The organism is Candidatus Syntrophosphaera sp., assembly GCA_019429425.1.
Classification (GTDB): Bacteria; Cloacimonadota; Cloacimonadia; order Cloacimonadales; family Cloacimonadaceae; genus Syntrophosphaera.
This window is the reverse complement of sequence record JAHYIU010000028.1, coordinates 1-26,916: the sequence shown is the minus strand read 5'-3', so window position 1 is coordinate 26,916 and position 26,916 is coordinate 1. Positions and strand designations below refer to the sequence as shown.

Below are 26,916 nucleotides of genomic sequence, written 5' to 3'. Positions count from 1 at the left end.
CCACCAATTCCTGCGTGGCCGTCGTTGAAGGCGGCAAACCGGTGGTGATAACCAAGTCGGAAGGAAGCCGCACGACACCGTCGGTCGTGGCCTTCACCAAAGACGGACAGCGCCCGGTCGGCCAACTGGCCAAGCGCCAGGCCGTCACCAACCCCACGAACACGGTGTTTTCAATCAAGCGTTTCATGGGCCGCGCCTACAATGAAGTGGGCTCGGAAATGAAACAGGTGCCTTTCAAGGTTATCTCCGGACTGAAAGGCCAGGCTGCCGTGCATATAGACACGGATAATAAGGATTTCACGCCGCAGGAGATCTCCGCGATGGTCCTCACCAAGATGAAGGAGACCGCGGAGGCGTATCTGGGTCAGAAAGTCACGGAAGCCGTGATCACCGTGCCGGCCTATTTCAATGACGACCAGCGCCAGGCGACCAAGGACGCCGGCAGGATCGCCGGCCTGGATGTAAAGCGCATCATCAACGAACCCACGGCCGCGGCATTGGCCTTTGGCATGGAAAATGCCAAGGAACAGAAAGTGGCCGTCTATGACCTCGGGGGCGGCACTTTCGACATCTCCATCCTGGACATCTCGCAGGGCGTGGTGGAAGTGCTTTCCACCAATGGTGACACCCATCTGGGCGGCGACGATTTCGACAAGCGCGTGATCGACTGGATCCTCGAGCAATTCAAGAAACATGAGGGGATCGACCTCTCCCGCGACCCGATGGCCATGCAGCGCCTGCGCGAAGCGGCGGAAAAAGCCAAGATCGAGCTTTCCGGCACCCAGACCGCCAACATCAACTTGCCCTTCATCACGGCGGACGCGACCGGACCCAAGCACCTGAATCTGGACCTTTCCCTGGCTGAATTCAACCGCCTGACCGAAGACCTGGTGCAGAGGACACTTGGGCCCTGCCGTCAGGCCCTCAGCGACGCCAAACTGCAGGCCTCGGACGTCCAGGAAGTCCTTCTGGTCGGCGGCAGCACCCGCATCCCGGCAGTGCAGGAAGCGGTGGAGAAGTTCTTTGGTAAAAAGCCCAACCGCAGCCTCAATCCGGATGAAGTGGTGGCCATCGGAGCGTCCATCCAGGGCGCCATCCTTTCCGGAGACGACAAGGTGAGCGAGGTCTTGCTGCTGGATGTCACGCCTCTCTCATTGGGGATCGAGACCCTTGGCGGCGTAACCACCAACCTGATCCCACGCAACACCACCATACCGACCAAGAAGAGCCAGATCTTCTCGACCGCGGCGGACAACCAGACTGCGGTGACCATCCACGTCCTGCAAGGCGAACGTCCTTTGGCCAATGACAACAAGTCCCTCGGCAAGTTCGACCTGGTGGGAATTCCTTCGGCCCCGCGCGGCCTGCCCCAGATCGAAGTGACCTTCGACCTCGATGCCAACGGGCTTTTGCACGTTCATGCCCAGGACAAGGGCACCGGCAAGGAGCAGTCCATCGTGATCGACAGGGCAGGAAACATCAACAAGGACGACATCGACCGCATGATCAAGGACGCGGAGATGCATGCCGAAGAGGACAAGAAGCGCCAGGAATTCATCACCGCCAAGAATGAACTGGACAGCCTCATCTTCGGCACGGAAAAGAGCCTCAAGGAATATGGGGACAAGCTTTCCGAAAGCGATAAAAGCGATCTGGAAGCGGAGCTCAAGCAAGCTCAGGAACAGATGGAAAAAGCCACTGAGGCCTCGGAACTGAATTCCATCAAGGAAAACCTGGCCCAGAAGGCGCAGCGCCTCGGCGAGATCATCTATGCCCAGGCCCAGCAGCAACAGCAGTCCGGTGGAGAAGGATTCGACCCCAACGCGGCTGGATTCAATCCCGAGGACATGGCCAGTCAGGGTCCTGCCCAGGAAGAGAGCCAGAAATCCGACGAGCCAATCGACGCTGATTTTGAAGTGGTTGACGATAAGTAAGGGACACTTTTCCCGGCGGACTTTCAAATCCGCCGGGAAACCCTTTGAAGCTTCAGGATAAGGAGATTGGATGGCTAAAAGAGATTACTACGAAGTATTGGGAGTGCCCAAAAGCGCCGACGAAGCAGAGATCAAGAAGTCCTACCGCAAGCTGGCGATGCAGTTCCACCCGGATAAAAACCCGGACAACAAGGCCGCCGAGGAAAAATTCAAGGAAGCCTCCGAGGCCTATGAAGTTCTTTCCGACAAGGACAAGCGCCAGCTTTACGACCAGTACGGCCACGCGGGGGTGGATCAGCAGTTCGGCAACGGCGGCTTCAACTGGAACAACTTCACCCACTTTGAGGATATCAGCGATATCTTCGGTGGGGGAGGCGGTTTCGGCTCCATCTTCGAGACCCTCTTTGGCGGCGGGGGCTTCGGCTCCCGGGGCGGCCAGCGCAGAGTCAACCAGGGTGAGGACCTGCAGATCGAACTTTCCCTCTCCCTGAAAGAGATCGCCTTGGGGACAGAGAAGAAGATCAAGATCAGCGTCAAGGATTCCTGCGACAAATGCGGCGGGTCCGGCAGCGCGGACGGCAGCTCCGAAACCTGCTCCCAATGCCGCGGCACCGGACAGGTGCGCACCGTGCGCCAATCCCTTTTCGGCCAGATGCAGACAGTTTCGGAATGCCCTTCCTGCCGCGGCGAGGGCAAGATCATCAAGAACAAATGCACCAAATGTTACGGCGAGGGCAGGATGGGCAAGGTGAAGGAGATCACGGTCAAGATCCCCGCCGGGGTGGAGGAAAACCAATACATCCGGCTGCGCGGCCAGGGCAACATCGGACCCCGCGGCGGAGGGCACGGAGACATCCTTGTCCTCATCCATGAAAGGCAGGACGACATCTTTGAGCGCGACGGCAACAACATCATCCTGGAATTCCCCATCCATATTTCGCAAGCCGTATTGGGCGACGAGATCGTGGTGCCCACCCTCACCGGCTCGGCCAAGATGAAGATCCCCGCCGGGACTCAGAGCGGTAGGCTGTTTCGCCTGAAAGGACAAGGCATCCAGGGTTTGAACACCTATTCCCGGGGCGACCTGATCGTGCGGGCCAACGTGGTCACGCCAACCAAGGTCTCGCGCGAAGAAACCGAGCTTTACAACCGGCTGCGGGAATTCGAGAAGAAGCGCGAACTCAAGCCCGGCAAGAGTTTCCGGGATAAACTCAAAGGATTTTTCACCTAACAAGGTCCGGATGCCTTCCATCTATCTGCCCGGTTCTGAACTGCTCAGGGTGGGGGACACGGCCACCTTGGAAGGGGATGAATTCCACCATCTGGCGCGGGTCGCCCATCGCCGCTTGCAGGATCCCCTGTTGCTGAATTCAGGCCGGGGCACGCTGTCCGAGGCCCAGTTGCTGGAAGTTGCCAAACATTCGGCCCGGCTGGAGATCACAGCCGTATCGAGCTTTCCCCAGCCCCAACCATCCTTTGCCATCGCCTTCGCCCTGCTCCGGAACAGGCACGACGAGCTGATCGTCGAAAAGTGCACGGAGCTCGGCGCGGCAGCCTTTTTCCCCCTGGTGACCGAACATTCGGTGCGCCAGGCCTCGGACAACACTTTGCAACGTTTTCACAAGACAGCCCTGGCCGCGGTCAAGCAATGCGACAATCCCTGGCTGCCTGAGGTTTTACAGCCCCAGGGACCGCAGCAGGCTTTGGACGCCATCAGAGACAGGGGCTACACTCCAATCCTCTGCTCGGAACGCAGGCCGGATATCTGGCTGCATCACCTGTCACCGGTCAAAACGGGGAATCCCTGTTTCCTGATCGGGGCGGAAGGAGGCTGGAGTGAAGCGGAGTTCGCCCTGTTCGAGGGTTTGGAGGAAATTACCCTGGGGGATCTGGTGACGCGGGCGGAAACTGCGGCAATCTCAGTCGCGGCGCAGTGGCTGGCCTACCTAAAACAAAAATACTGACGCCCGGAGTTCAGGGATCAAGGCTGAATCGATCATTGTCTGCAGGCATTGTTTACGGCTCTCTTTCAAATCAAATGGGTAAGCTGTTCATCCCCGACCGGAGGGGTGAAAAATCCGCTTTGCCACAGAGTCCACGGGGCTCTTCAAAGATGGGTGCGGATACTGTCCAATCTGCCAATTCGGAGCTTGGCAACCCATTTATTTTTCCCATCGCCCTCCTTATCAATACGGTATCAATACGGACTCATTACGGACTTTGTCCGTATTGAGTCCGTATTAACACCGTATTGATAAAGGGAGCCATGTGGGGGAAGTGGAATTTCCTGTGATCCTATAGAGTATCAAGAGAAATTGCAAATAGTGTCACTTTCATTGCCAATCGCTGTTTTTGATGAGACCCCAGTATCAAGGTTTTTGCAAAGCGGTATCAAGAAGAACTTTGCACATAGACTCTCTGGAAAAGGTCTAAAACTAGGGATAGAACTCCCCCGAAAAATAGGGCTCTCTTTCAAACTAAGTGGGTAAGTCCCTCCATCAAGTATCCACATTTCTGCAAGACTTTCAGCCGGAAGTAATCGAAGTCTTTGGGCTAAATCCATGAAATTTTGATCGTAATCATTACCAGCATACCTTAACTGGTATTGGCTGAATGTACCTATTAGAAAGTCGGGGGCCTGGGCCGCCATGATTATGACGGCTAAGTCTAATGCCAGTCCTATTCATCTCACAATCCGATAAACAGTTACGACCACTGTGACAGGTGATACCCATTTGCAAGTTTGGGTGAGACTTTATAGATCCCCAAGGAAGCCTCGCCGCCTCTGCCGATGCAGGCTCAGCAGCCCAAACGTGCTTCGGTTCTAATTCGGCAGGCCCACACCCACTTGATTCGGAAGAGAGCCCTATTTACTCACTTTGCCAGGATAACCTTGCGGATGACGGATGTTTTCCCGAACTGCAGGCGACACAGGTATATCACGCTGGCGATGGATCTGCCGCTGCCGCCCCTGCGTTTGTTTGCAAGCTCAAGCTAAATACCGGTCTGGCGTCGGTGGTCCAGGCGCCTGGGCTACTCAATCCGGTATCGTATTGCGTTTGTTAAAAGCAATATTTATTCCAGAAAATCGTATTCTACAAGTGTCCGACTGGGAAAAAGGCTGAGGAGGGTGCTGTATTCTTGCTACAGAAGGATCAGGCGTACCATTTGAGTACGATCGGGACCACGAAATGGACCCAGATGGTGATGAGGGTGGCGCTTACCAAGTTCATCAGAAATCCCGCCCCCAGCATGTAGGGCAGGGATATTTTCCTGGAAGCGCCGAACCCAAGGCCATTCACCTGGGTGCCGATTGGCGACATGAAGGCGCAGCTTGTGGCCAGGGTTATGATCAGCAGCATCTGCCAGGAAAGGTCTGGATATCCGGCGCTGAGGGGAAAAAGGGTGGCAAAGAGGGCGATCTGGACCACGAGGTTGCTGAGTATTTCTGAGAAAAAGATGGTCGCCAGGGTGATGAGCAGCATCAGCAGCAGGATGGAGGAATCGGCCCGCACCCAGGAGGAGAGGGCGTTGGCCAGGATCGCCGGCATGCCAGCCAGGTAGAGGATGCCGGTGACCGTCATGCCGATCAGGATCCAGAGCAGGCCGCGCTTGGGCAGATCGCGCAGAACGTCTGCGGTCGCCAAAAGCGGCGAACCCTTGGTTCCAGGTTTCAGGCGGAAGGGGATCACGAACAGGAGCAGGATAAAGACGACCGTCCAAACGGCCTCGACCGCGTAGATCGAAACCCTCAGTTCCCAAAACTGGCCCATCAGATAGGAGAGCAGGGCTGTACTGACGAGGAAGAATCCGGCCAGGGCCAGCACGATCTTCTGGACCTTGGGTGTGACGCTGTTCTGCTCAAGTTGTTGGCGGATATTTGCCACCGAAAGCTGGCGCACGGGGTGGAACACGGCCTTGAGGATCAGCCAGCCGCAAAAGCAGAGCAGCATTGCCAGAGGAATCGCCCAGGTCATCCAGGAGATGAAACTGAAGCTGTGCCTGGTCTCAAACGCGTATCCACCCAGCATGCCCACAAACACCCCGTTGGCCGTCGTGCCGGTCAGCATCCCGATCCCGCCGATGTTCGCGCCCCACATCGCGGAGAGGATGATCAGGGTGGAGAGCTTCTTCTTTTCCTTTTCCGTGCCCTGCAGTTCGCTTTGAACCAGCAATATCACCGGCAGGATCGCCAGCAGTGTGATCACGTTGGCGATGACCATGGACAGGGCGGCAGTGCTGAGCATGATGATCAGGATCAGCTTGGAGAGGCTGATGTGCTTCTCCTCGAAGACCCAGAAAACGAAGCGTTCCGGCAGCTTGTAGCGCACGAAAAGGCGCGAGATCAGATAGGATATGAGAAAGAAATGCAGCAGTTGAATGGTGTCCAGATGATCGGCAAGATAGGCCCAGACGCTCTGTGAAGCGAGTTCTGGGGTGTTGGCAACTTCCAAAAGCGGGTTCACAGTTCCAGCCTAAGCCTGATCAGTTCCTTGAGTTGGGATGCCTCGGGACAGTCCAGCCCGATCCGCAGGGCAAACAGCGAGTCCCGGAGTTGCTTATGCACGCTCAACTTGGCCAAATCCTTCTCCGTGCAAACCAAATGGCCGACCCGGTATTTTGCGGCCAGCTCCGCGATCCTGGCGATCTCCCGCGGATCGGACAAGGGATGATGGTCTGGAAATTGGAAATGGCTCAGCCAGCTGATCCCCACGGATCTAGCAGTTTGTTCGAAAGAGGCCGGATTGGCGATCCCGCTCACCAGCATGGCCCTTTTTCCCCTCAGATCGGATACGGGATGCAGTTTTCCTTCCGCGTCCACAGCTCCGGAGATCCGATAGTGGCAGTGGAATATGTGTCCGCTTCGTTCTCGCAGCATGCTTTCCAGGCTGGCGGTATCCGAATCCGGGCCTTTGTGGTTGATCACGATCAGGGTATCCGGGTCAATGGCGTCCAGCGGTTCCCGCAAATATCCGGCCGGGATCAGCCTGCCGTTGCCGATGCCGGTTTCCGCGTCAAAACAAAGGATATCGAGGTCCCGTGCCACCCTCAGGTTTTGGAAAGCGTCATCCAGGATGAGCACCTGGGTTTCCGGCCAAGCCTCCAAGAGCAGGGATATGGCGGCCTGGCGCTGCCTGCCCACCACAACCGGTATGCCCTGTAAGCGGCTGGCCAAAAGATGGGCCTCATCGCCGCTTTCCCGCGCACTGAAAAGGGGCTCCTTCCCTTCCGAGATGATAACCGGCTTATGTTCAAAAGCGCCGCGGTAACCGCGATGCGAGATCCCCAAGCTGATACCCTCCGCGCCGAGCAACTCCGCAAGATAGATGCAGAAAGGAGTTTTGCCGCTGCCGCCGCTGGTGATGTTGCCGATGCTGACAGTTTTGCAGCCGGGATGCCATGCTCCTTCTGCGCGGGCAGAACGCCGGCGTTTCTGATAAGCGGCATTCACTTCGGCCAACGGACTCAGCAGATCGCTGAGCCAAGAGCGGTTTAAAAGATGCCTCCGGATGAAGCTGTGGCTGATCAAACAGCCCCTTCCGGCCTCAGTCTCCGGTCGATCAGCTCGATTAGTTTTTCAGCCGTGAAAGGTTTGTAGAGAACGTCCCGCATCCCGTCCGATTTTGCCCGCACCAGCACGTGGTTGGGATCATAACCGAAGCCGGTCATCATGATCACGGGTATTTCCGGGTCGTGGTCCTTGATCCGCCAAAAGAGTTCATAGCCGTCCATGTCCGGCATGGCGATATCCGTGACCACCATGTCGATCCCGCCTGAGACTATCTCCTTGAGCGCGTCCATCCCGTTGTTGAAGCCCAGAATTTTCCAATCCGGGCGCAGGGATTCAAGCTGGATCTTGAGGTTGATGATCAGGTCATCCTCGTCGTCGACTATGCAGATTATCCTCAGCATCTACGCGTTGCCTTCCAGAATGATATCCTGGATCTGCCTGTATTTGGCCAGGGCACGCTGTTTGATCTCCTCAGGCAGCTTCGGGGCCGGGGGGCGTTTGTTCCAGCCGGTTTGGAGCAGGTAATCGCGCACGATCTGTTTATCAAAGCTGGGCGGGCTCATGCCGATGCCGTATTCCTCCAGATTCCAAAACCTCGAGGAATCAGGCGTCAGGGCTTCATCGACCAGGAGTATCCTGTCGCCGATGGTGCCAAACTCGAATTTGGTGTCCGCCAGGACGATGCCCTTGGGAAGCAGGAGCCCGTGAGCGTATTTATAGAGCTCGAGGGACTTGTTTTTGAGGAACTCGGCGATCTTGCTGTCCATTAAGCTGAGCATCTCCCGGTAGCTGATGTTCTCGTCGTGGCCTTCGGTGGCTTTGGTGGATGGCGTGAACAGCGGTTGGGAGAATTTCTGGCTTTCCTGCAATTCTTCGGAGATCAGCATGCCGCCGATGGTTCCCGATTTCTTGTATTCGCTCCAGGCCGAGCCGCTGATATAACCGCGAACTATGCATTCGATGGGGATCACGCGGCATTTTTTCACCAGCATGCTCCGACCCCGCAGATAGTCGTGGAAAGGCTTGAATTCGGCCGGGTAGTCCTCCACCGCGTCTGTCAGGAAATGGTTGTCCACGATGTGGGAGGTGGTTTTGAAGACATGCACTGCGATCTGGTTGAGGATAATGCCCTTGCCGGGGATCGGCTCCGGAAAGACCACGTCGAAGGCGGAAATGCGGTCACTGGTTACGATCAGGAGCTGCTCGCCCAGGTCATGGATATCGCGCACCTTGCCTTGGTGGCTTTGTTTAACTATAGGTAACTTACTGATCTGTTGGTACATATATCATCCTTTATGATGTTTTACATGATATTCGTAAATTAGGCGGGCTTCGTCCAGGTCCTGCAAGTTCAAGGCCAGCTTTTCGTTATCGCGATATTGCGTGTCCATGATAGGGAAGTTGTATTCCTCACTCTGAAACCTGCACCAGCGCAAAAGGCCCCGCTCCACCGCCAGTTCATCCGTCTCAAACGACAGCGATTTGGTCACATAGAGGAAATTCAGCCAGTCCCTGTAGCGGGCCAGGTTATCGTACTCGTCATTGAGCAGGTCGGCCTTTTCGAACTCCAGGGAGTTGAAATACTTGTCCTTTTCCCGGCCCAGCATCTCCAGGATGCCGTTGTTGGGATGCAGATAAGCTTCCTTGAGGAGGGAGTCAAGCTTCTCCAGATTTGGGATTTCTGCCTCCAGTGCATCTTCCTCCAGGGCCAGGCACCAGCCCCGGCATCTTCCGGAATCGAGCTTCTCACAGGGAAAGCTTTCCTTTTCACAAAAGGGGATCTTCAATATGCGGGAGAGGCTGTCCATCACGTCCACCAGGAAAAAGCGGCTGCGCCAGGGGCCAAGGTAGGTCCAATCGTCGTTGGTGTGGGATTGGACGCTCACAAATGGAAAGCGGTTTGCCCCCAGGGCCAGATAAACGTAATTGGAGCTGGCATCCAGGGCCTGCTGGTATTGGGGATGTTGCTTTTGCAGATGGATTTTATGGCGGATCAGGGCGTCGATCGCCCTCTCGCAGGAGCTGAACTTAAGCGTGTCCGCCTGGGATGACATTTCGGCATAGACATTGTCCTCTTCGGCTTTGCGGCGCACGAAGTCCAGACGCCGGGCCAGATTGGCCGTGTAGCCGCACCAGAGGGCCTGCCCCTCTTTCAGGAAGGCAAAGAAGGCCCAGCCCTGCGGAAACTCCACATTTTCCCGGCAACAATTCTTGTCCCATTTTACGCTGATCATGCTGCCATTGTTTTGACTTTGCCCTTTATGTCAATCAGAATGTTACGGTGGCTCTAACACCCATTTTGCCAATTAGTTGCGCCGATCCGCACAGTTTTTCCGCATTTGGCCCTTAAGCCTGATTCACCCGCCCCCCGTATGCCTCCCGCTGAGTACCCGCCCGTTTGGCGGTTAGTAGGCGGGAGGTATACAAGAGGCGGGCGTTCCAGGAAAAAGGGGGGAATGAGCTTCGGTTCTGGCTCAGCACGGTTTTTGGGGATGCCGGAGCACGCTCCGATCAGGAAGCCCGGGGTTTCCAATTTGTGCGGGGCCTATTTGGCCCTGAGGATCAGGGACATCAGGAAATAGCCGGCCAGCATCACAGTCAGGGAGATGGCGAAGGCGAGGTAGAAATTCAGGGCGCGTCTCAGCAGCAGGGGAAACACGATGAAGAACAGCAGCGAGGGCAAAACGAGCCAGAAAATGTCATTGGACAAGGCGGCGATCTGCTTGGTGTCCTTGGTTTCCCGGTATAGCCAGAGGATCGCCAGGAAGGAGACCAGAGGCATCGAAGCAAAGATCGCCCCGATCAGGGTGCTGCGTTTGGAGATCTCGCTGATCACCAGGATCAGGAAGGCTGAAATGATTATCTTGAGCGCGTAATACATCATACTATCGTTCCTCCCCCCAGAATTACCTCCCCGGCATGAAAAACAGCCACTTGGCCTGGCGTGATGGAAAGCTGGGGCTCGTCAAAGACCACTTCCACCTGTCCATTTTCCAGCGGCCTCAAGACGCAGGGCGCGGCCTCGTGGCCCAGGCGGATCTTGGTTTCGGCCCGCAGCTCCGATTCAAGGCCGGGAATGGAGACCCAGTTCACCCTTTCCGCCACCAGTTTGTCAGCATAGAGCAGGGATTGGGGTCCCACCACAATCCGGTTTTCGGCCGCGTCGATGGCCGTGACATAGTAGGGCTCGGGCATTCCGCTGATGCCCAGATGCTTGCGCTGGCCGATCGTGAAATGCAGCAGGCCGCGATGCCTGCCGAGCACCTTGCCCTCTGGATCGACGATATCTCCGGGGCGGAAAACCTCCTGGGGGAAAACCAGGTTGTAGACCTCCTCATTGAGAAAATCCTGGCTTTCGTCCTTGTCCTGCAGATGCCCCAAACCTTTGTCCGCAGACAGTTTCCGCACTTCGCCCTTGGTCATGCCGCCCAGGGGAAAGATGGTTTGGGATAGCTGTTCCTGGGATAGGTAGCTAAGGAAATATGACTGGTCCTTGAGCGGATCGGCGGCTCGTAAAAGCTGCCAGCGGCCCGAAGCTGGATCATTTTTCACGCGGGCGTAATGGCCGGTGGCAAAAAGATCGAATTCGAGCCCTTGTTCCCGGGCTTTTTGGATGAAAAACCCGAATTTGATCTGCTGGTTGCAGCGCACGCAGGGATTGGGAGTTTTTCCATCCAAATAGGTGGAGCAGAAATAGGAGAGGACGCATTGGGAGAATTCTGTATGCAGGCTGATGATGTGATGCGGAATGCCGTTTTGGCGGCAAATCTGTTCCGCTGCGGCTATGTTTTCCCGCTCGTGGGGCCCGTAGCAGCCGTGGCGGGGCCAGTCTGAAAAAGCTATCCGGTTGTCCCAGAAGGACATCGTGGCGCCGATCACCTCGTAACCCTGCTCCAACAGGAGCAGGGCGCTGATGCTGGAATCGATCCCACCGCTCATGCCCAAGAGTACTCGTTTCTTCATCCGTGCACCTCGAAAAAGCTCTCCAAACGCAGCAGGGTCCTGCTGTCCAGTTCTTCCGGCCGGTCGCCTTCCAGAGTCAGGAACGGCAGGCTGATGTGTTTTTTGAGCAGGATATTGTCGATCTGTAGATGGCAGAAGGACTGGGTGTAGCTGACCACCACGTCCACGCTGCGTTTGGCCAGTTCCGGGAGAATGTCCTCCAAGCGCTCGAAAACGCTGTAGGGATAGGTGTAAACGAGGTATTGGCCGACGATGTCCGGCAGCAGGGAGGGCATGGAGAACTGGCGCTGGACCTCGTTGAAGACCACATCCGCGCCTTGCTCCAGGATGCGGTCATAGATATCGCGATAGATCGGCGGAACGCCCAGATAGGCGCAGCGCAGGCCGGTCGGGAGCGGATCGCGTTTTTGCGCTTCCCGCATGAAGGTATCGAGCTCTTCTTCGTAGCGGTCGGGATCGCCCTGGAAATCGGAGGAATTTACCAACCAGAGGTGGTTTTCTCTGCCCGTGACCAGCCTTTCCTGCCAGGTCCATTCATCCAGGGTCTTGAGTTTGGCGCGGATCTGGTCCAGGCGTCGCTTCACCCGCAAAACCTCGTCCCGGCTGACCTCATAGTGTTCTTCCAAACGGCGGACCTCAGCATCCAGAAGGGCGTATTCGCGCTCTTGGGGAAAGGAAAAATGCCAGACCGGCAGGCCTTCTTCGGCCAGCATCGCGGTCAGGGAAGCGCCGTTGGAGCAATCGCCCTGCACGATGCCCACCACTTCATCCAGACGGGCTGATAGCGCCGCGGCGAAATTGCCCTTGATCCAGGAACAGACGGTGCGGGGAAAACCCTTCAGTTCAGCGTTGCGGATGTGTTCCGGGGAATCGCCCTCCATGAAGATGTTGTTCAGGTCGATGGGGATATGCCCCGCGGCGAAGACGACTTCCACGGGGAAGGAGGTGGTGAAGCCGATCCGCTTATTCTTCATAACTCTGCCTCAGGTATTCCTCCTCCAGATCGCCGATGTGGTCCTGGATGGCGGAGATCTCCTTTTCCAGCCGCGCCATCTCGCTTTGCAGAATTGAGACGCGGCCCTGATCGGCATAGGTTTCCGAACGTGAAAGTTCCAGATGTACCGTGTGCAACTGGTCGTTCAGGCCAGCGAGCCGGTGGTTGCCCTGTTCGATCTGGAGATGGAGCTGCTCAAGATACCAGGGGTTGCGCTTTTTCCTGCGTTCCCTGGGCGGGGGTGGGGCCTTGGCCGTTTCCGGTTCTTCGAAGGCCAGTTCGATCGCGCGCTGCCAGTCGCAATCGGGTTCTTCGACCGTGGTGTAAACGTTTTGGCCGCTGGCTTTTTTGCGGAACACCCAGAATTTGGTGGCCAGTTTGCTGAAAAACCAGCGGTCGTGGGAGACGAAGATCACCGTGCCACGGTAGTCCTGAAGCGCTTCGAGGAGGGAATCGGTCATGTCGATGTCCAGATGATTGGTGGGCTCGTCGAGGATCATCAGATTGGGATTTTCGTGGATCATCCGGCACAAAAAAAGCCGGGACCGCTCGCCACCGCTGAGCACGGAAACCCGCTTGTCCACGTCGTCCCCGCGAAAGCCGAACCGCGCCAGCCAGCTTAGCACATAGCCCTGTGGTGCTTGCGGTACGAGCTGCCAGATGGTTTCCATCACCGTAAGCGCATCGTCGAGGCTGGCCTGATACTGGTCATAATAGCCGATATCGAGGCTGGCCCCGGTTTTCAGGCTGCCCTCAATGATCTCGTGTTCGCCCAAAAGGATGTTCAGAAGCGTGGTCTTGCCGCAGCCGTTGGGGCCCAGAACGCAGATGCGGTCCTGATAGTGGGCGCGCAGATTGACATCCCGGGCCAGTTCCAGGTCAGGCCAGATGCCGAACCGCAGGTCTTTGAGCGTATAGACGTCGTTCCCGCTGCGTTTGGAAGCGGCGATGGCGAGCTTCATCTGTTTTTGCTGGCCTGGCTTTTTGACCACCTCCAACCGGTCGAGCATCTTGAGGCGGGATTTTGCCTGGTTCGTCTTCTGTCCGGCCATGTTTTTCTGGATGAAAGCCCTCGTCTCGGCGATGAACTTCTGCTGGCGCTCAAACTGGCGCTGCTGGCTGAGCCGGGCGATATCGTCCGCTTCCCTGAAAGAGCTGTAATTGCCTTTGGTGACGCTCAAAGCGCCGTCGCGCAGGCACCAGACGCTGCTTACGGTGTTGTCCAGGAACTGGCGGTCGTGGGATACTACCAGAAAGGGTTTGCCTTGTTTGAGCAGGTATTTTTCCAGCCAGGAGATCATTTCCAGGTCCAGATGGTTGGTCGGCTCGTCCAGGATGAGGAGTTCGTGTTCCAGCAAGAGGATCGCGGCCAGGCAGATCCGCGTCTGCTCGCCTCCGCTGAAATCGCCATTGCGTTTGGTCCAGCTTGACTCGGGAAAATCCAGGGAAGTGAGCACATATTTGAGCTCGTTGTCGAATTCATAGCCGCCCAAGGCGGTGTAGCGCTCGATGGCAACATTGAGCCTGGCTTCGGAAGCGGCGGAATGGTTTTCTTCCAGCTCCCGCGAGAGGAGTTCGATCTCGGCAGAGAGGGTTAGTAGGTCCGGACGCGAAGAGCGCACGTAATCCAGCATAAGGGTGTCGGGGTTGAGCTTCAGGTCTTGGGGCAGATAGGCGATCCGGCAGTTCCGGGCGCGCAAAACCTCTCCTGACGTGGGTTGCAGCATTCTCAGCAGCAGCTTGATCAGAGTGGTCTTGCCGGAACCGTTCATCCCGATCAATCCCACCCGGCTGTTGCGTTCCAGGCTGCAATCGATCTCTTTCAGGACGTATGTTCCGCCAAATTCCAAGGCCAGCCCGGTCGCGCGGATCAGGCTCATGAAGCGGTTTCTTCCATTGCGTCGTATTCCCTTTTGGTGAGCTCCAGTGCTCAATTTTGGGCTTGTCGAGCCATCCTTTCCAAAGCGCCGGGGATGTCAAACACAAATTTAGCTTGTCAAAAAACGCCCCTGATTTTTTAAGGTTCTCAGGTTCGGGATGTAGCGCAGTCCGGCTAGCGTACTTGAATGGGGTTCAAGTGGTCGCAGGTTCAAATCCTGTCATCCCGACCATCTCTATGCAGAACCCGGGGAAGCCCCCCGGGTTTTTTTATTTCCAGGCAAATCACCGTTACGCATTTCGGCTGATGGGCCCAAGATGCTTGGCCTGAGAATTTTCTTGGGTTATGGGAGCGGAATGGGAGAGGGGAATCCGGATTAGCGTAAATGCCAGAGGGCCAGCTCTTTCTGGCGGCGGACCTCTCCGGGCTTGGGAATGTGGATGGGCTTGCCGGTCTCGTAATCCAGTCCAGTATAGTACATGCAGGTGCTGATGGTCATCGGAGTGGGGGTGAATTCCTGCACCTGTTCGACCCTGAGGCGGTGCTGCACCAGCCACTGGCGCAATTCAAGGGCGTCCTGGATCGTGGTGCCGGGGTGGCCGATGATGATGTAGGGTATGATCTGGCGCTTGATCCCGGCTTTTCGGCAGGCGGCGAAGAATTCCCGGGAAAACTCCTCGAAAGTGGAAGTGTCCGGCTTTCCCATCAGGCGCAGAACGGAGGGAACGCTGTGTTCAGGCGCGAGCTTGAGCCGGCCGCCGGTGTATTTAAGGGCCAGGGCCTCGATATAGCGTGGATTGCGGAGGGCAAGGTCGTGGCGGATCCCGGAGGCGATGTAGACGTGGTTCACCTCCGGCAGGGACTCGAGCTTGGCCAGTAGCTCAAGCTGGGCCTGGTGGTCGGGCTTGAGGTTCTGGCAGATGGTGGGGAAGAGGCAGGAACGCCTGGTGCAGCCATCGGGAAAATCCAGGGCGCAGGAGGAGGCGTACATGTTGGCCGTGGGACCGCCCACATCGCTGATGCTGAGGGCTTTGCCGCGTGTTTTGGCAAGGGTTTGCGCCTCCCGAACCAGCGAAGATTGCGAGCGGGAACGCAGCTTCCTGCCTTGATGCACTGATATGGCGCAGAAGTGGCAGCCACCGTAACAGCCGCGGTGGGAGGTGAGGGAATCCCTGATCTGCTCATAGGCGGGAATTTTCTTTCCCTTGTAGCGGGGATGGAGCTCATATTCAAAAGGCAGGGCGTAAAGAGCGTCCAACTCATGTTCGGAAAGTGCTTCGGCCGGCGGATTGTGTTTGATCCAGCGGTTGCCGTTCATTTGGTAGATGACCTTTTCCTGATTATGCTCTTCAAACAGGTGGGTCATCCTGTGAAACGTAAGTTTGTCCGCGCAGGCCAGGTTATCCGGAAGAACGATATCCGTATCAGCCGGAGGCTGGGGACTGAAGACCACGGTGCCGGGGATGCCAGTTATCTGGCCGGGCTTTCGGCCTTCTTCCAGGGCTCGGGCGATCTCCCGGACGGCTTTTTCGCCCATGCCATAAACGATAAAATCCGCCTTGGCGTCGCTGAGGACGCTGGCCCGCACTTTGTCCTGCCAGAAATCGTAGTGGGCGATCCGGCGCAGCGAGGCTTCGATCCCTCCCAGCACGATGGGAACCTGTTTGAACAGGCGTTTGAGCGCGTTGGCATAGATCAGGGTGGCCCTGTCGGGTCGCAGGCCGGACTGGCCGTTGGGGCTGTAAGCATCGTCATTGCGGCGTTTGCGCTGGGCAGTGTAGTGGTTGACGAGGGAATCCATGTTGCCCGCGGTGACGCCAAAAAAGAGGCGCGGTGTGCCCAAAGCCAGGAAATCCCCGTCCTGGGTCCAATCGGGCTGGGGAATGATCCCGACCCGATAGCCGTCAGCCTCGAGATGGCGGCCGATGATAGCCGGCCCGAAACTGGGATGATCCACATAGGCGTCCCCGGAGACGATGATCACGTCCAGTTCGCTCCAGCCGCGGGCTTTGGCTTCGTCCAGGGTCGTGGGCAAAAACGGCATTGCTCAGCTTAAAATAACAGGGGCAAAAGCTTCAAGCTTCCGCCCCTGAAAGTTTGTATCCGTGTCGGGATCAGGGATTGACACGGATGATGTTGATGGCTTGGGTGCCCTTGTCTGTTTCCATCAGGTCGAAGTTCACCACTTCATCCTGCTCCAGCACTTTCAATTCCCGGGGGGAATTGGTGACGATGGACTTCCAGTGGACGAAATACTCTTTGTTGTCGTCGGTAATAATAAAGCCGTAACCTTTATTCTTGTTGAACCATTTTACTTTGCCAGTCATTTGTACCTCTTATGAATTGGTAATTCCACAAATAGTATAAGCGGAAATCAGTCAACACAAAAATGAAATTTTCGTTTTGGGATGAAATTTGGCACCGTCCCCGATTATTTTTGTTGACGGTTTTCAAGCATGGTAAATTCTGCGTTTTAGAGCAAAATATCAATGGACCGGACTTCCTGCGGTTTGGGGAGTTGTTTCTGCAAGCAAGGAAACCAAGGCGGCACAATGAGTTTTAAGATACTTCTGGTGGATGACGACATCCTGCTTCGGGAATTGATCGGGGAATTTCTTTTCTCCGGCGGCTACGAAGTGGACGTCGCGGAAAACGGAAACAAAGCGATCAAGCTGTTCGAGCCGGGAAAATACGGGCTGGCGCTGCTTGATCAGGACATTAAGCAGATCAGTGGAGTGAAACTGATGAAACAGCTCAGGAAGCTGGACAAAAATCTGTTCTGCCTGATCATGACCGGATACTCCAGCCTGGACAAAGTTTCCGCGGCGATCGAGGAAGGCAACTCGGATCTGATCATCAAGCCCTTTGCGATGCCGGAATTGCTCAATATACTGCAAAAGTATGTTTGAAACATGTATGAACTAAGCATCCGACCACCTGCTTTGGACGGCCTGGAGGGTTCTTTGCCTCTCTGGATCAATCCCGTGTTCCTGCAGTCTGTGAGTGAACTCCAGGAGCTGGAAGCGCTTCAACTCCTATGCCACAAAGGGGAACAACTGGTGGCGGCCATGCCGCTCTACGAAAGGAAGAGCATGGGCATGCGGCGCCTGATCATACCGATGAGCGCCTATTATCAAGGCCTGTGGTTCAGGTGGGAAGCCAACCGGGACGAGAACCGCAATCTGCTGGACGAACTGAAGATCTCCGGCGAGATTGGGAAATTCCTGCGTGGCCGCTATAAACGGATCCATTTCAATCTGGGGACCCACAACTACGACGTGCGGGGTTTCGACTGGGCAGGCTTCAAGGCCAGGCCTCTATACACCTTTGTGCAGCAGCTTTCCGAGCCCTTCCATCCCCTCAAGGATGAGCGCAAGAAGTTAAAGACCGCCCAGCAGGAACAGCTCACTTTCGAAGAAAAGTTCTCCCCGGAAGAATTCGTTGAAATGCTCAAAAAGCTGTACAATCGCAAAAACAAGCGGCTCGGCGTGCCCTATCCCCGGTTTCTGGAGTGGATGAAAAATCTGCACGAACAGGGATTGCTCTCCCAGTTCAACCTGATGCGGGATAAGGAGATAGTGAGCGCCAACCTGATGCTGGGGACGTCCGGCGACGAGACCGCCTATTCGATCATGCGCTGCACTACCGCCGAAGGCTTGAAACAAGGCGCCAGCAGCCTGCACAGCCAGCTTTTGGTGGAACGGCTCGGGGGTAGGCATGAATTTCTGGATTTCTGCGGCGCGAACTATCCTGAGGTGGCCCGATTCAAGGCCGCCCTGGGCTTTCGCTTGAAGCTGTTCTTCCAATTGGAAGCGTAGGCTGGGCCCCAATAATTGCGATGTTTGAGGATCGATGGAGAAAGTAACGGTTTTGAAGGGCGGGGATTCCCCGGAACGGGATGTTTCCCTGGTCAGCGGAGCGGCAATTGCAGCGGGATTGCGGGCCAAAGGCTTTGCCGTGGCAGAGCTGGACCCCTCGGATTATGCCGGCTTTGGCGGACTGGCCCAAAAACTCCATGAAGAGGGCACCGATGTAGTTTTCATCGGGCTCCATGGCGGAGCGGGGGAAAACGGAGCGTTGCAGGCAGGACTGGAGCTGGCGGGTTTCCGCCACACCGGTTCAGATCACAAGGCTTGCGCCCTTACCATGGATAAATTCGTATCCAAGCTGCTGGCGCTGGAAGAAGGGATCCCCGCGGCAGACTACATCCTGATGCGGGATGACCTGATCAATGACTACAAAGATCCGGCCGATTATCAGGGCGTTGTGGACAAACTCGGCCTGCCACTGATAGTGAAGCCCAATGACGCTGGCTCATCGGTCGGGATCACGCTGGTGGAGGACATTTCCGGCCTCAAGGCCGCGGTGAAGCTTGCCCTGCGCTATTCGGGCAGCGCTTTGCTGGAGAAATTCATTCCCGGGCGGGAACTGACTGCGACGGTCCTGGACGGTGTGGCTTTGCCTCTGGTGGAGATCAAACCGCGCTCGGGATGGTATGACTATCAGAACAAATATAACGAAGGCAGGTCTGATTATCTTGCCCCGGCGCCTGTCGAAGAATCTGTCAGCCAATTGATCCAGCTTTTCGCGGAGAGGCTGTGGCAGGTGTTTGGGCTCAGCGGCTATGCCCGGATCGATTTCCGCTATGACGGGGCCAAGCCCTATTTCCTGGAAGTGAACACCCTGCCTGGAATGACGCCGCTGAGCCTTACTCCGATGGCGGCCAAGACCGTGGGCCTGAGCTTTCCCGACCTGGTCGAAATGATCGTCAGGCTGGCCCGTTAATACCTGGATAACCTGTCGCCCCCCTTATCAATACGGTGTTAATACGGACTCATTACGGACAAAGTCCGTATTGAGTCCGTATTGATAGCGTATTGATCAAGAGTGCCGGGGACTGAAGGAGCCGAATGAAAGTGCCCATGAAAGTCATGCGGAAAATCCACCCAAGCTACCGCAGATTCGCTTATATCCCTTTAAACCGAGCTATCTCCGGCTTCACCTATGGCCAGTTTCCATTTGTGGACAAGGTCGTGTTGGACAAGGTCCAGCTTCTTTTTCTTATCGACCCAATCTGCGAAGTGGTATTGTTCGCTAACCTCTATCGTTTCTTCCTGGCCAATGTAGATCGTGAAAGACAGCTTGCTCATTTCAATTGATCTGTCATCCTCGCCCATGTCGCGCACCTTTGATACGCGAACCACATCCTCCAGAACAATTTCCCTTCCGTCAGGCAACTTATATAGCATAATCACCTCACAGATTATCAAGCTATTTAACATTATAATCACATACCCAAATCGGACAAGGGATTTTTTACCTCAATGGGTGGATGAGGAAAATTTTACCCGTTGGCCGGGACATTGAATCCAGGTTTAACTGCCTCATGCGTCTCATAATGGGCGGGGTGAGAGGCGCCGAGAAATTAGTTGACGAAATCTCAAGCGCCAGGATGTGGTCTATAACAGAATTGAAGGAGATTCCATGAAAAAAGCGCTGTTACTTGGATTGGGGGCCGCCTTGTGCCTGGCCTTGCTTTGTTCGTGCGCGGCGGGCGTCAGCGGACGTTCGGAAGAATATCGCGCCGGTTTCTTCACGGGGATCTGGCACGGCTGGATCGCGCCGGTCACCCTGATCTGGCAATTGTTCAATCACAACGTGCGGATCTATGAGGTCTATAACACCGGCTGGGCCTATGACTTTGGGTTCTACATAGCGGTCATAGCAGGGTTTGGCGGGCTTGCCCTCACCAGAAAGAGATGCAATAAATAGGCGTTTCCCCTTTTCAATGCTTTCCTACATCAGCCTTCTCTTCGCGGCCGCCATCTGGGGTTTTGCCTTTGTGGCGCAACGCAAGGGCATGGAGAGCCTGGATCCCTTTACCTTCAACGCCCTCAGATTTGCCCTCGGAGCTTTGTGCGTGTGGCTGTTGCGCTGCTTGAGGCGCAAACGGGCCGGCCATGACGCTTCGCTGCTGAACAGGGCGGTGATCAGCCAATTCTGGCAAGGGCCGCTCATGTTGGGCGTTCTGCTCTTTCTGGCGGTCAGTTTGCAGCAAACGGGGATGCTTTGGACCGGCGCGGGCAACGCGGGCTTCATCACCGGCCTGTATGTGGTGTTCGTGCCGATCATCGGTTTGTTCCGCGGGCAAAGGTTCCGGGGCTGGATGCTGGCCGCGATGGCATTGTCCGTTGTGGGCCTGGCCTTGCTGAATCGATCCGCTCAGCTCAACGTGTCGCTGGGCAATTCCCTCGTTTTGCTGGGTGCGGTGTTTTGGGCCTTGCACGTGCAAATGATAGACAAGCTCACCAAAGAGCGTCCGAGCCTGGACCTGGCCTTGGTCCAATACCTTGTCTGCGTGCTGCTGAGCCTGGCCGCGAGCTTGGCCTATCGGGCCAATATGGATGTGGGGCAAGCGTTTGGCAGAGTACTCTGGGAAGGGATCCAAACCGCCTTCCTGCCGATCCTCTATGCCGGGGTGATGTCCGTGGGGATAGCCTTCACGCTCCAGCTTCATGCCCAGAAGCGGGTCCAGCCCCAAGCCGCCGCAGTGATCCTCTGTTTGGAAGCGGTTTTTGCCCTGTTAGGGGGATTCCTGTTACTGAAGGAAAGCGTAAACCTGTTCTCGATTTTGGGCGCCCTGGCTTTGTTTGGCGCCATGCTCATCAGTGTTTTGAGCGACAGGCGGGATTTTCTGATTGACAAAAAAGGCGCTGTTAAAACTTAGTGCAGGAACAAGCCCTAACAAGCTCATAAGGATAGAAACAATGGTTTTATACACAGTAGCGTTGATAATCCACGTTGTCATTTGCGTGGCCCTGGTGCTGGTGATTTTGTCACAAACGTCCAAAGGTGGCCTTGACGCCAATCTGGGCGGAGCCGCGATGAATGTCTTCGGCGGAAGCGGTGCTTCCAAGTTTTTGCGCAAATGGACCCAGATCCTGGGCGTGCTCTTCGTCGTATCCTGCATTTTCCTGGCCTTCCAGGTGAGGTCGGTTGGCAGGACAAGGACCCCCCGGGTGCTGGAAGAAACTTTCGGCGATAACGAAGCTCCGGTGGCCGAACAACCCGCGCCTGGCGTTGTTCCTTCGCCTGAAAGCAACCCCGTCGAATAAGCTAAAAAGCTTTGCCCAATGCAGAAGTGGTGGAATTTGGCAGACACGCAAGACTAAGGATCTTGTGCCTGTAACGGGTGTGCGGGTTCGAGTCCCGCCTTCTGCACCATAAAATTGCTCCCCCAGCGGGAGCTTTTTTTATTGACTGATTTCAAGCTTCCCAAAAGTGTGCCAAATATTGAAGAAATACGATTGTGGAGGTTTGCCATGTTTGGCAAAATGAAAACTGATATGCAGAACCTGTTCGAAGAGCTGAAGAAACAGGGCTTGTACAAGAAAGAACGCATCATCACCACGCCTCAGGGCGCCAACATAGGCGTGAGCACGGGAAAGAAAGTCATGAACTTCTGCGCCAACAACTACCTTGGCCTGGGCAACCATCCCGAGGTCGTGAAAGCCGCCCAGGACATCATGAACGATTGGGGCTACGGTTTGGCCTCGGTCCGCTTCATTTGCGGCACCCAGCAGATCCATAAGGATTTGGAGAAAAAGATCTCCGAGTTTCTGGGGACAGAGGATACGATCCTCTACGCGGCCTGTTTTGACGCCAACGGCGGCGTTTTCGAGCCCCTGCTGGATGACGAAAGCGCCATCATCTCCGATGAGCTCAACCACGCCTCGATCATTGACGGAGTGAGGCTTTGCAAGGCCCAGCGCTTCCGTTACAAGCATTCCAACATGGAAGAGCTGGAAAAAGCCCTGATCGATTCCCAGAATCTGAAATACCGCCTGATCTGCACCGACGGCGTCTTTTCCATGGACGGCGACATGGCCAAACTGCCCGAGATCTGCGACCTGGCGGAAAAGTACGACGCCCTGGTCATGGTCGACGATTCCCACGCCACGGGATACATTGGCCCCAACGGGCGCGGAACTCCCGATCAGTTTGGAGTGCAGGATCGCGTGGATATTGTCACCAGCACGCTCGGCAAGGCCATGGGTGGCGCCAATGGCGGCTTCACCTCAGGCAGGAAGGAGATCATCGAGCTCCTGCGCCAGCGCAGCCGTCCCTATCTCTTTTCCAACACCGTCGCTCCGGCAGTGGTCGGAGCCAGCATCAAGGTGATCGACTTGCTGACCGGTTCCTCCGAACTGCGCGAAAAAGTTTGGGACAATGCCGCTTACTTCCGCCAGGAGATGATCAAGGCCGGTTTCGACATCGTTGCCGGCAACACAGCCATCGTGCCCGTGATGCTCTACAACGAGCCGCTGGCGATGAAGATGGCGGATATGCTCCTGGAAGAAGGGATATACGTGATCGGATTCGTCTATCCCGTGGTCCCCAAAGGCAAAGCCCGCATCCGGGTCCAGCTTTCCGCCGCCCACAGCCGCGAGGACCTGGACAAGGCGATAGCCGCGTTCAAGAAAGTCGGCAAAGAGCTGAAACTCATTTAGGGAGCTAAATTGCCCGCGGGTTGTATCCACCTGGTGCCAGTACCGATCGGAAATCTGGGCGACATCACCTTGCGCGCCCTGGAGATCTTGAAAAGCGTGAACCTGATCGCCGCCGAGGATACCCGCAAGACCCGGTTTTTGCTCTCCCAGTATGAGATCCAGCCCCCCAGGCTGCTCAGCCTGCATAAATACAATGAACTACAGCGCCTGAAGGAGATCTTCGCTTTGCTGGAGGAAGGAAACGACATAGCCGTCGTAACCGATGCCGGCAGCCCGGGGATCTCCGATCCGGCCATGCTGTTGATCCAAAACGCGATAGAGCGCCAGGTGCGCGTAGTCCCTTTGCCAGGCGCCACCGCTTTGGTCCCCGCCCTCACAGCTTCCGGCCTGGATACGCGGGGTTTTCTCTTTCTGGGCTTCCTGCCCCTCAAACTCAAAGACCGCAAAGCTCTGCTGGACAGGATCAGGGACAATCCCTTCACCACCGTCCTCTATGAAGCGCCGCACCGCATCAGGAAAACGCTGGCCGACATACATCAGCATTGCGGCAACCGCAGGATCTGCCTGGCCCGCGAGATCAGCAAACTCCATGAGGAGTTCATCCGCGGCGATCTGGAAAGCATCCTGGCGGACTATGAAGTGACGGAAAAGGGCGAGTTTGTGGTGATATTGGATGGCGCCGGACCTGCAGCCCAGCCCTCCGAAACCGAGATCGCCGCTTTCATCCGGGATTCGCTTGCCGGGAACAAGAATTCCAAAGCCATAGCGGAGGAAGTTTCAGCCCGCTTCGGACTCAACCGCAACAGTGCCTACAAACAGGTGCTGGCCCAAAAGGAAGGAAGGGCGTGAAAAACTGGATGCTGTTCGATTTCGACGGCACCATCGCCAATTCCATCGACCAGCTCTACAAACTTGTCAACGGCCTCGCGCCCAGATATGGCTACACTCCGATCACTCCGGAGAAGTTCGCCGCGATGCGCGATTTCCCCCTTTCCCGGGCCTGCAAAGCCCTCAAAGTGCCGCTCTACAAACTCGGCCAGGCGATAACGGTCATCCTCAGCGAATACCTGAAGATTGTCCCGGACCTGGAGCCCTGCGCGGGAGTCGTACCCATGCTGCAAGAGCTGAAAGCAATGGAAATCTCGCTGGCCTTGATCAGCTCCAACCACAGCGAAAACGTGCGGGCCTTTCTCGACCATCACCGAATCGATTGCTTCGACTGGGTCGAGGGCACCGGCGGAATACTCCACAAGCACGACAGCATCCGGCGCCAGATCCGGAAGCATGGCCTGGACAAGGAAAAGGTGGTCTACGTGGGAGATGAATCGAGGGACATCAAGGCCGCCCGCAAAAGCCGCGTTCAGGTCATCAGCGTCACCTGGGGCCTGCATTCAGAAGCGCATCTGCGCGGCTTCAAACCGGATTGGCTGGTTAGCGACCCCGCGGAAATAGTTGCCATTGCCAAACAATTGTTCAGGATCGCGGAACCCTCGGGCCCGTTGGAATAGATTCCTGGCCCTTGGGCTTAAAAATTGCTTTATGACAAATTATAGATACAGACAAACAAATGAATGAGGAGATAAGATGAAGAAGTCCATTTTACTTATGTTAGTGCTGTTCAGCCTGCTGGCAGCGCTCAATGCGGTTCCCCGCAACCTTGTCGTGGTCGAAGTCGCCACCGGCACCTGGTGCGTCTATTGCCCCGGCGCCGCGATGGGTTGCCATGACCTGCTCACCAACGGGCATCCGGTCGCGATCGTTAAAAACCACAACGGCGACAGCTATGCCAACGTCTATTCCAACGCCCGCAACTCCTATTATGCCGTCACGGGCTATCCCACGGCCTATTTTGACGGCCTGAACCCCACCGTCGGGGGAAACGCCACCAGTTCCATGTACTCGAACTATCTGCCCAAAGTGACCGCGCGCATGGCGGTGCCTTCGCATTACACGATCAGCGCCTTGGGTTCGCAAAACGGCGCCGAGTACCAGGTTCTGGTAACGGTGGCCAAGCCCGAAGCCGATACCAACACCAACGTCAAGCTCCACGCTGTGTTCACCGAATCGGACATCCCGCAGGTTTGGTTCAACCAGACCACCGTGGACAACGTGAACCGCCTGATGATCCCGGACCAGAACGGCACGGCGATCAACCTCGACACCGGCGAATCGACCACCGTCAACCTGACCTTCACTCCCAACGCGTCCTGGAACATTGCCAACAGCGAAATGGTTTTCTTTCTGCAGAACCAGACCTCCAAGGAGATCCTGCAGGGCGTGAAGTATTCCGTCGCGGCGCTGGTTGGGGCCTATCCCGTGTCGCACGAGACGATCGCTTTCCCCGATATGTACGTAACCGGCAGCAGCACCGTTCCGATCACCATCGTGAACTTTGCCTCCACAACCGCGACCGGGACCATCGCCATCGACAATCCCGTCTTCACCAGCAGCGCCAGCACCTTCAGCATCCCGCCCACCGAGTCGGTCACTGTCGACATCACCTTCACCCCAACTGCCGCGCAAAACTACACCGGGACCCTGTCCATCGTGGGAAACCTCTATAACCATCCCAACATCACCATCCCGCTTTCCGGGACAGGATTCAACAACAGCGCGCCCGAAGCGACCGGCGTGGTTGTTTCAGGGCCTCCCGTGCTCTATCAGGCCCAAACCGGTTCCTACAACTTCGTGGATTCGGACGGAAACACCGAAGGCGCCTCGATCTATCAGTGGTTCAGGATCATGGGCACCACTCCCGTGGCCATTGCCGGAGCCACGGAGCTCACCTACAGCGCGGTTGAGGAAGATCTGGACCTGCCGCTGGCTTTCCAGGTGACCCCCGTCGACCAGCACGGCATGCCCGGAACCCCTGTCATGAGCGCTTACACCCTGCCCATCGAAGTGCTGCCTGCGCCGCAGAATTTCACCGGCACAGTGATCCTGCCCAGCAACGTCCTTCTGACCTGGGAACGCCCCGAGCATTTTGACGGACGCGGCCTCATCGGATACCGCCTCTACCGCAACGGGCTGAACATTTCCACCATCACCAGCCCCGCAACCCTCAGCTTCACGGACACCTATCTCCCGGACGGGACCCACGAATACTGGATCTGCTCCATGTTCAACGACCCCTACATGCTTTCCGGTCCCTCGGAATCTGTATTTGTAACGGTTGGTGTCGTGGACAATGACGACCAGGTCGCTCCCGCGCGGATCTCCGTGAATGTGTTTCCCAATCCCTTCCAAAACAACACCACCTTCAGCGTCCAAAGCAAGGCCGGCGAAGCCGTCAACCTCTCCATTTACAACCTCAAAGGCCAATTGGTGAAGAGCTTCGACCTCAAGGCCGACGCCGCCGGAAACGCCAGCCTGAACTGGAACGGGACCGACGCCAACGGCAGCCGGGTCCAAAACGGCATCTACCACTTCCGGATGAACACTGCCAACCAAACCCGCCAGGGCAGAATCGTCCTGATGAAATAATCCCCCTACTTGGCTGGTCGGCATGGACAACCGGCTGGTTCAACATGGCAAACCCCGGATGTATTTTCCGGGGTTTGTTTTTCGCCCGGTCAGATAGCGCCTGTCCTTCTTCCCCAGTTCCCCTATTTCCATTCGTTTGATTCGTGGGGAAATATCCCTTTGATCCTTTCCGATCCCGTGCATCCTGATCCATTCTCTTATAGGTCTGCGTAGATCTGCGTGAACTCTCTATTAAATTTACATTCTACATTGAAAAAAATCCCCTCCCGCCATCCCTCTGCCTGATACACACCAAGGCGTCGCAGCCCCCGCCAGGGCGGTCATTTTCGTGTCATCGAGACATCACCCGTAACGCGTAACCCGTAACCCGTAACCCGTCACGCCTAAAACACCCCGGTCAGGTCGTCGTAGTCGCTCACGCTTTTCAGCAGGTCGTTGTCGATGGCGCTTTTCAGCGTATCCACCACGCCCAAACCGACGGTGCCGATGTCGCTCTCGGTCAGGCTGGCCAGGTCGACGTGTTCCGAATCCGCTTTCTGCCAGGCATACATCAGCTTGATGAAGATGGCGTAGGCAGTGGGCGGCAGCTTGGTCTTGGGCACGTTCTGGCTGCCGTTGCGCGTGGCGTAGGCCTTGAGGTC

The 26,916-nt window shown here is 56.3% G+C and carries 26 protein-coding genes and 2 tRNA genes; 15 read left to right on the top strand and 13 right to left on the bottom strand.

All coding sequences use genetic code 11. The features are described 5' to 3' along the window. The 3 genes from dnaK to K0B87_04515 form a co-directional block, all read left to right on the top strand. The coding region (dnaK, locus tag K0B87_04525; GenBank protein MBW6514003.1) for a molecular chaperone DnaK at positions 1-1,934 on the top strand (1,934 nt) is incomplete at its 5' end. A gap of 70 nt (positions 1,935-2,004) precedes the next feature. Continuing rightward, entirely contained in the window at positions 2,005-3,165 is a 1,161-nt protein-coding gene (gene dnaJ, locus K0B87_04520) for a molecular chaperone DnaJ (protein ID MBW6514002.1), read from the top strand. A 10-nt stretch (positions 3,166-3,175) separates the two neighbouring features. Beyond that, complete coding sequence (locus tag K0B87_04515) at positions 3,176-3,898, top strand: 16S rRNA (uracil(1498)-N(3))-methyltransferase (GenBank protein MBW6514001.1); 723 nt, start codon at positions 3,176-3,178, stop codon at positions 3,896-3,898. Positions 3,899-5,089: 1,191 nt separating this feature from the next. Here the strand turns inward: K0B87_04515 and K0B87_04510 are convergent. The 9 genes from K0B87_04510 to K0B87_04470 all read right to left on the bottom strand — a co-directional run bounded on the left by K0B87_04510 (position 5,090) and on the right by K0B87_04470 (position 14,283). Further along, positions 5,090-6,400, bottom strand: coding sequence for a hypothetical protein (locus tag K0B87_04510; protein ID MBW6514000.1), 1,311 nt, complete (start codon positions 6,398-6,400; stop codon positions 5,090-5,092). Continuing rightward, on the bottom strand, positions 6,397-7,395 hold the full coding sequence (gene lpxK / locus K0B87_04505; protein MBW6513999.1) for a tetraacyldisaccharide 4'-kinase: 999 nt from the start codon (positions 7,393-7,395) through the stop codon (positions 6,397-6,399). Before lpxK ends, K0B87_04510 begins: the two co-directional genes overlap by 4 nt. A 65-nt stretch (positions 7,396-7,460) precedes the next feature. Further along, on the bottom strand, positions 7,461-7,847 hold the full coding sequence (locus K0B87_04500) for a response regulator (protein MBW6513998.1): 387 nt from the start codon (positions 7,845-7,847) through the stop codon (positions 7,461-7,463). After that, positions 7,848-8,729, bottom strand: coding sequence for a phosphoribosylaminoimidazolesuccinocarboxamide synthase (locus tag K0B87_04495; GenBank protein MBW6513997.1), 882 nt, complete (start codon positions 8,727-8,729; stop codon positions 7,848-7,850). A 3-nt stretch (positions 8,730-8,732) separates the two neighbouring features. After that, entirely contained in the window at positions 8,733-9,680 is a 948-nt protein-coding gene (locus K0B87_04490) for a hypothetical protein (GenBank protein MBW6513996.1), read from the bottom strand. A gap of 311 nt (positions 9,681-9,991) precedes the next feature. Then, positions 9,992-10,330, bottom strand: a complete 339-nt coding sequence (locus K0B87_04485) for a DUF3147 family protein (protein ID MBW6513995.1) — start codon at positions 10,328-10,330, stop codon at positions 9,992-9,994. After that, positions 10,327-11,409 carry a tRNA 2-thiouridine(34) synthase MnmA gene (gene mnmA / locus K0B87_04480; protein ID MBW6513994.1) on the bottom strand — a complete coding sequence of 361 codons (1,083 nt, stop codon included), beginning with the start codon at positions 11,407-11,409 and terminating at the stop codon, positions 10,327-10,329. Before mnmA ends, K0B87_04485 begins: the two co-directional genes overlap by 4 nt. Continuing rightward, positions 11,406-12,383 carry a 2-hydroxyacyl-CoA dehydratase gene (locus K0B87_04475; GenBank protein ID MBW6513993.1) on the bottom strand — a complete coding sequence of 326 codons (978 nt, stop codon included), beginning with the start codon at positions 12,381-12,383 and terminating at the stop codon, positions 11,406-11,408. The genes mnmA and K0B87_04475 overlap by 4 nt, the downstream gene beginning before the upstream one ends. Further along, a complete protein-coding gene (locus K0B87_04470; protein ID MBW6513992.1) occupies positions 12,373-14,283 on the bottom strand; it encodes an ATP-binding cassette domain-containing protein in 1,911 nt (636 codons plus the stop codon). The genes K0B87_04475 and K0B87_04470 overlap by 11 nt, the downstream gene beginning before the upstream one ends. Before the next feature lie 153 nt (positions 14,284-14,436). Between K0B87_04470 and K0B87_04465 the strand changes: the two genes are divergently transcribed. Further along, a tRNA-Pro gene (locus K0B87_04465) sits at positions 14,437-14,514 on the top strand. A gap of 144 nt (positions 14,515-14,658) precedes the next feature. Here the strand turns inward: K0B87_04465 and K0B87_04460 are convergent. Beyond that, positions 14,659-16,326, bottom strand: a complete 1,668-nt coding sequence (locus K0B87_04460; GenBank protein ID MBW6513991.1) for a YgiQ family radical SAM protein — start codon at positions 16,324-16,326, stop codon at positions 14,659-14,661. Between the two features lie 70 nt (positions 16,327-16,396). After that, the gene (locus tag K0B87_04455; protein ID MBW6513990.1) at positions 16,397-16,609 is read right to left on the bottom strand and encodes a cold shock domain-containing protein; all 213 of its coding nucleotides are present in this window, start codon (positions 16,607-16,609) and stop codon (positions 16,397-16,399) included. A gap of 225 nt (positions 16,610-16,834) precedes the next feature. On the opposite strand from K0B87_04455, the gene K0B87_04450 reads away from it, so the two are divergent. The 3 genes from K0B87_04450 to K0B87_04440 are packed head-to-tail and all read left to right on the top strand — an operon-like array spanning position 16,835 to position 19,067. Further along, the gene (locus K0B87_04450) at positions 16,835-17,191 is read left to right on the top strand and encodes a response regulator (GenBank protein ID MBW6513989.1); all 357 of its coding nucleotides are present in this window, start codon (positions 16,835-16,837) and stop codon (positions 17,189-17,191) included. A 54-nt stretch (positions 17,192-17,245) separates the two neighbouring features. Beyond that, entirely contained in the window at positions 17,246-18,100 is an 855-nt protein-coding gene (locus K0B87_04445) for a hypothetical protein (GenBank protein ID MBW6513988.1), read from the top strand. Positions 18,101-18,134: 34 nt separating this feature from the next. Further along, the gene (locus K0B87_04440; protein MBW6513987.1) at positions 18,135-19,067 is read left to right on the top strand and encodes a D-alanine--D-alanine ligase; all 933 of its coding nucleotides are present in this window, start codon (positions 18,135-18,137) and stop codon (positions 19,065-19,067) included. Positions 19,068-19,258: 191 nt separating this feature from the next. On the opposite strand, the gene K0B87_04435 is transcribed toward K0B87_04440, so the two are convergent. Next, positions 19,259-19,531 (bottom strand): hypothetical protein, encoded by a 273-nt coding sequence (locus K0B87_04435; protein ID MBW6513986.1) that lies wholly within the window; start codon positions 19,529-19,531, stop codon positions 19,259-19,261. Positions 19,532-19,766: 235 nt separating this feature from the next. Between K0B87_04435 and K0B87_04430 the strand changes: the two genes are divergently transcribed. From K0B87_04430 to K0B87_04395, 8 genes are all read left to right on the top strand, one after another. Then, on the top strand, positions 19,767-20,054 hold the full coding sequence (locus tag K0B87_04430; GenBank protein ID MBW6513985.1) for a hypothetical protein: 288 nt from the start codon (positions 19,767-19,769) through the stop codon (positions 20,052-20,054). Positions 20,055-20,070: 16 nt separating this feature from the next. Further along, positions 20,071-21,009, top strand: a complete 939-nt coding sequence (locus tag K0B87_04425; protein MBW6513984.1) for a DMT family transporter — start codon at positions 20,071-20,073, stop codon at positions 21,007-21,009. A 40-nt stretch (positions 21,010-21,049) separates the two neighbouring features. Further along, on the top strand, positions 21,050-21,397 hold the full coding sequence (gene secG / locus K0B87_04420; protein MBW6513983.1) for a preprotein translocase subunit SecG: 348 nt from the start codon (positions 21,050-21,052) through the stop codon (positions 21,395-21,397). A gap of 20 nt (positions 21,398-21,417) precedes the next feature. Continuing rightward, positions 21,418-21,506: transfer RNA gene (locus K0B87_04415), tRNA-Leu, on the top strand. 98 nt (positions 21,507-21,604) lie between these two features. Beyond that, positions 21,605-22,792: a glycine C-acetyltransferase gene (locus K0B87_04410; protein ID MBW6513982.1), complete on the top strand. Its 1,188-nt coding sequence runs from the start codon at positions 21,605-21,607 to the stop codon at positions 22,790-22,792. A gap of 9 nt (positions 22,793-22,801) precedes the next feature. Continuing rightward, positions 22,802-23,641, top strand: coding sequence for a 16S rRNA (cytidine(1402)-2'-O)-methyltransferase (rsmI, locus tag K0B87_04405; GenBank protein ID MBW6513981.1), 840 nt, complete (start codon positions 22,802-22,804; stop codon positions 23,639-23,641). Next, positions 23,638-24,300 (top strand): HAD-IA family hydrolase, encoded by a 663-nt coding sequence (locus K0B87_04400; GenBank protein ID MBW6513980.1) that lies wholly within the window; start codon positions 23,638-23,640, stop codon positions 24,298-24,300. Before rsmI ends, K0B87_04400 begins: the two co-directional genes overlap by 4 nt. Before the next feature lie 76 nt (positions 24,301-24,376). After that, positions 24,377-26,275: an Omp28-related outer membrane protein gene (locus tag K0B87_04395; protein MBW6513979.1), complete on the top strand. Its 1,899-nt coding sequence runs from the start codon at positions 24,377-24,379 to the stop codon at positions 26,273-26,275. A 383-nt stretch (positions 26,276-26,658) separates the two neighbouring features. On the opposite strand, the gene K0B87_04390 is transcribed toward K0B87_04395, so the two are convergent. Further along, positions 26,659-26,916: hypothetical protein (locus K0B87_04390; protein ID MBW6513978.1), on the bottom strand; the 258-nt coding region annotated here is incomplete at its 5' end.

Bases quoted from the DNA above. Each gene is read 5' to 3' on its own strand.
- K0B87_04395 (MBW6513979.1), top strand. From the start codon at position 24,377: ATGAAGAAGTCCATTTTACTTATGTTAGTGCTGTTCAGCCTGCTGGCA.
- K0B87_04485 (MBW6513995.1), bottom strand. From the start codon at position 10,330: ATGATGTATTACGCGCTCAAGATAATCATTTCAGCCTTCCTGATCCTG.
- K0B87_04475 (MBW6513993.1), bottom strand. From the start codon at position 12,383: ATGAAGAATAAGCGGATCGGCTTCACCACCTCCTTCCCCGTGGAAGTC.
- K0B87_04460 (MBW6513991.1), bottom strand. From the start codon at position 16,326: ATGCCGTTTTTGCCCACGACCCTGGACGAAGCCAAAGCCCGCGGCTGG.
- K0B87_04410 (MBW6513982.1), top strand. From the start codon at position 21,605: ATGTTTGGCAAAATGAAAACTGATATGCAGAACCTGTTCGAAGAGCTG.
- K0B87_04470 (MBW6513992.1), bottom strand. From the start codon at position 14,283: ATGAGCCTGATCCGCGCGACCGGGCTGGCCTTGGAATTTGGCGGAACA.
- mnmA (MBW6513994.1), bottom strand. From the start codon at position 11,409: ATGAAGAAACGAGTACTCTTGGGCATGAGCGGTGGGATCGATTCCAGC.
- K0B87_04490 (MBW6513996.1), bottom strand. From the start codon at position 9,680: ATGATCAGCGTAAAATGGGACAAGAATTGTTGCCGGGAAAATGTGGAG.
- K0B87_04450 (MBW6513989.1), top strand. From the start codon at position 16,835: ATGAGTTTTAAGATACTTCTGGTGGATGACGACATCCTGCTTCGGGAA.
- K0B87_04455 (MBW6513990.1), bottom strand. From the start codon at position 16,609: ATGACTGGCAAAGTAAAATGGTTCAACAAGAATAAAGGTTACGGCTTT.
- K0B87_04495 (MBW6513997.1), bottom strand. From the start codon at position 8,729: ATGTACCAACAGATCAGTAAGTTACCTATAGTTAAACAAAGCCACCAA.
- K0B87_04515 (MBW6514001.1), top strand. From the start codon at position 3,176: ATGCCTTCCATCTATCTGCCCGGTTCTGAACTGCTCAGGGTGGGGGAC.
- secG (MBW6513983.1), top strand. From the start codon at position 21,050: ATGGTTTTATACACAGTAGCGTTGATAATCCACGTTGTCATTTGCGTG.
- dnaJ (MBW6514002.1), top strand. From the start codon at position 2,005: ATGGCTAAAAGAGATTACTACGAAGTATTGGGAGTGCCCAAAAGCGCC.
- K0B87_04440 (MBW6513987.1), top strand. From the start codon at position 18,135: ATGGAGAAAGTAACGGTTTTGAAGGGCGGGGATTCCCCGGAACGGGAT.
- K0B87_04425 (MBW6513984.1), top strand. From the start codon at position 20,071: ATGCTTTCCTACATCAGCCTTCTCTTCGCGGCCGCCATCTGGGGTTTT.
- K0B87_04430 (MBW6513985.1), top strand. From the start codon at position 19,767: ATGAAAAAAGCGCTGTTACTTGGATTGGGGGCCGCCTTGTGCCTGGCC.
- K0B87_04435 (MBW6513986.1), bottom strand. From the start codon at position 19,531: ATGCTATATAAGTTGCCTGACGGAAGGGAAATTGTTCTGGAGGATGTG.
- K0B87_04500 (MBW6513998.1), bottom strand. From the start codon at position 7,847: ATGCTGAGGATAATCTGCATAGTCGACGACGAGGATGACCTGATCATC.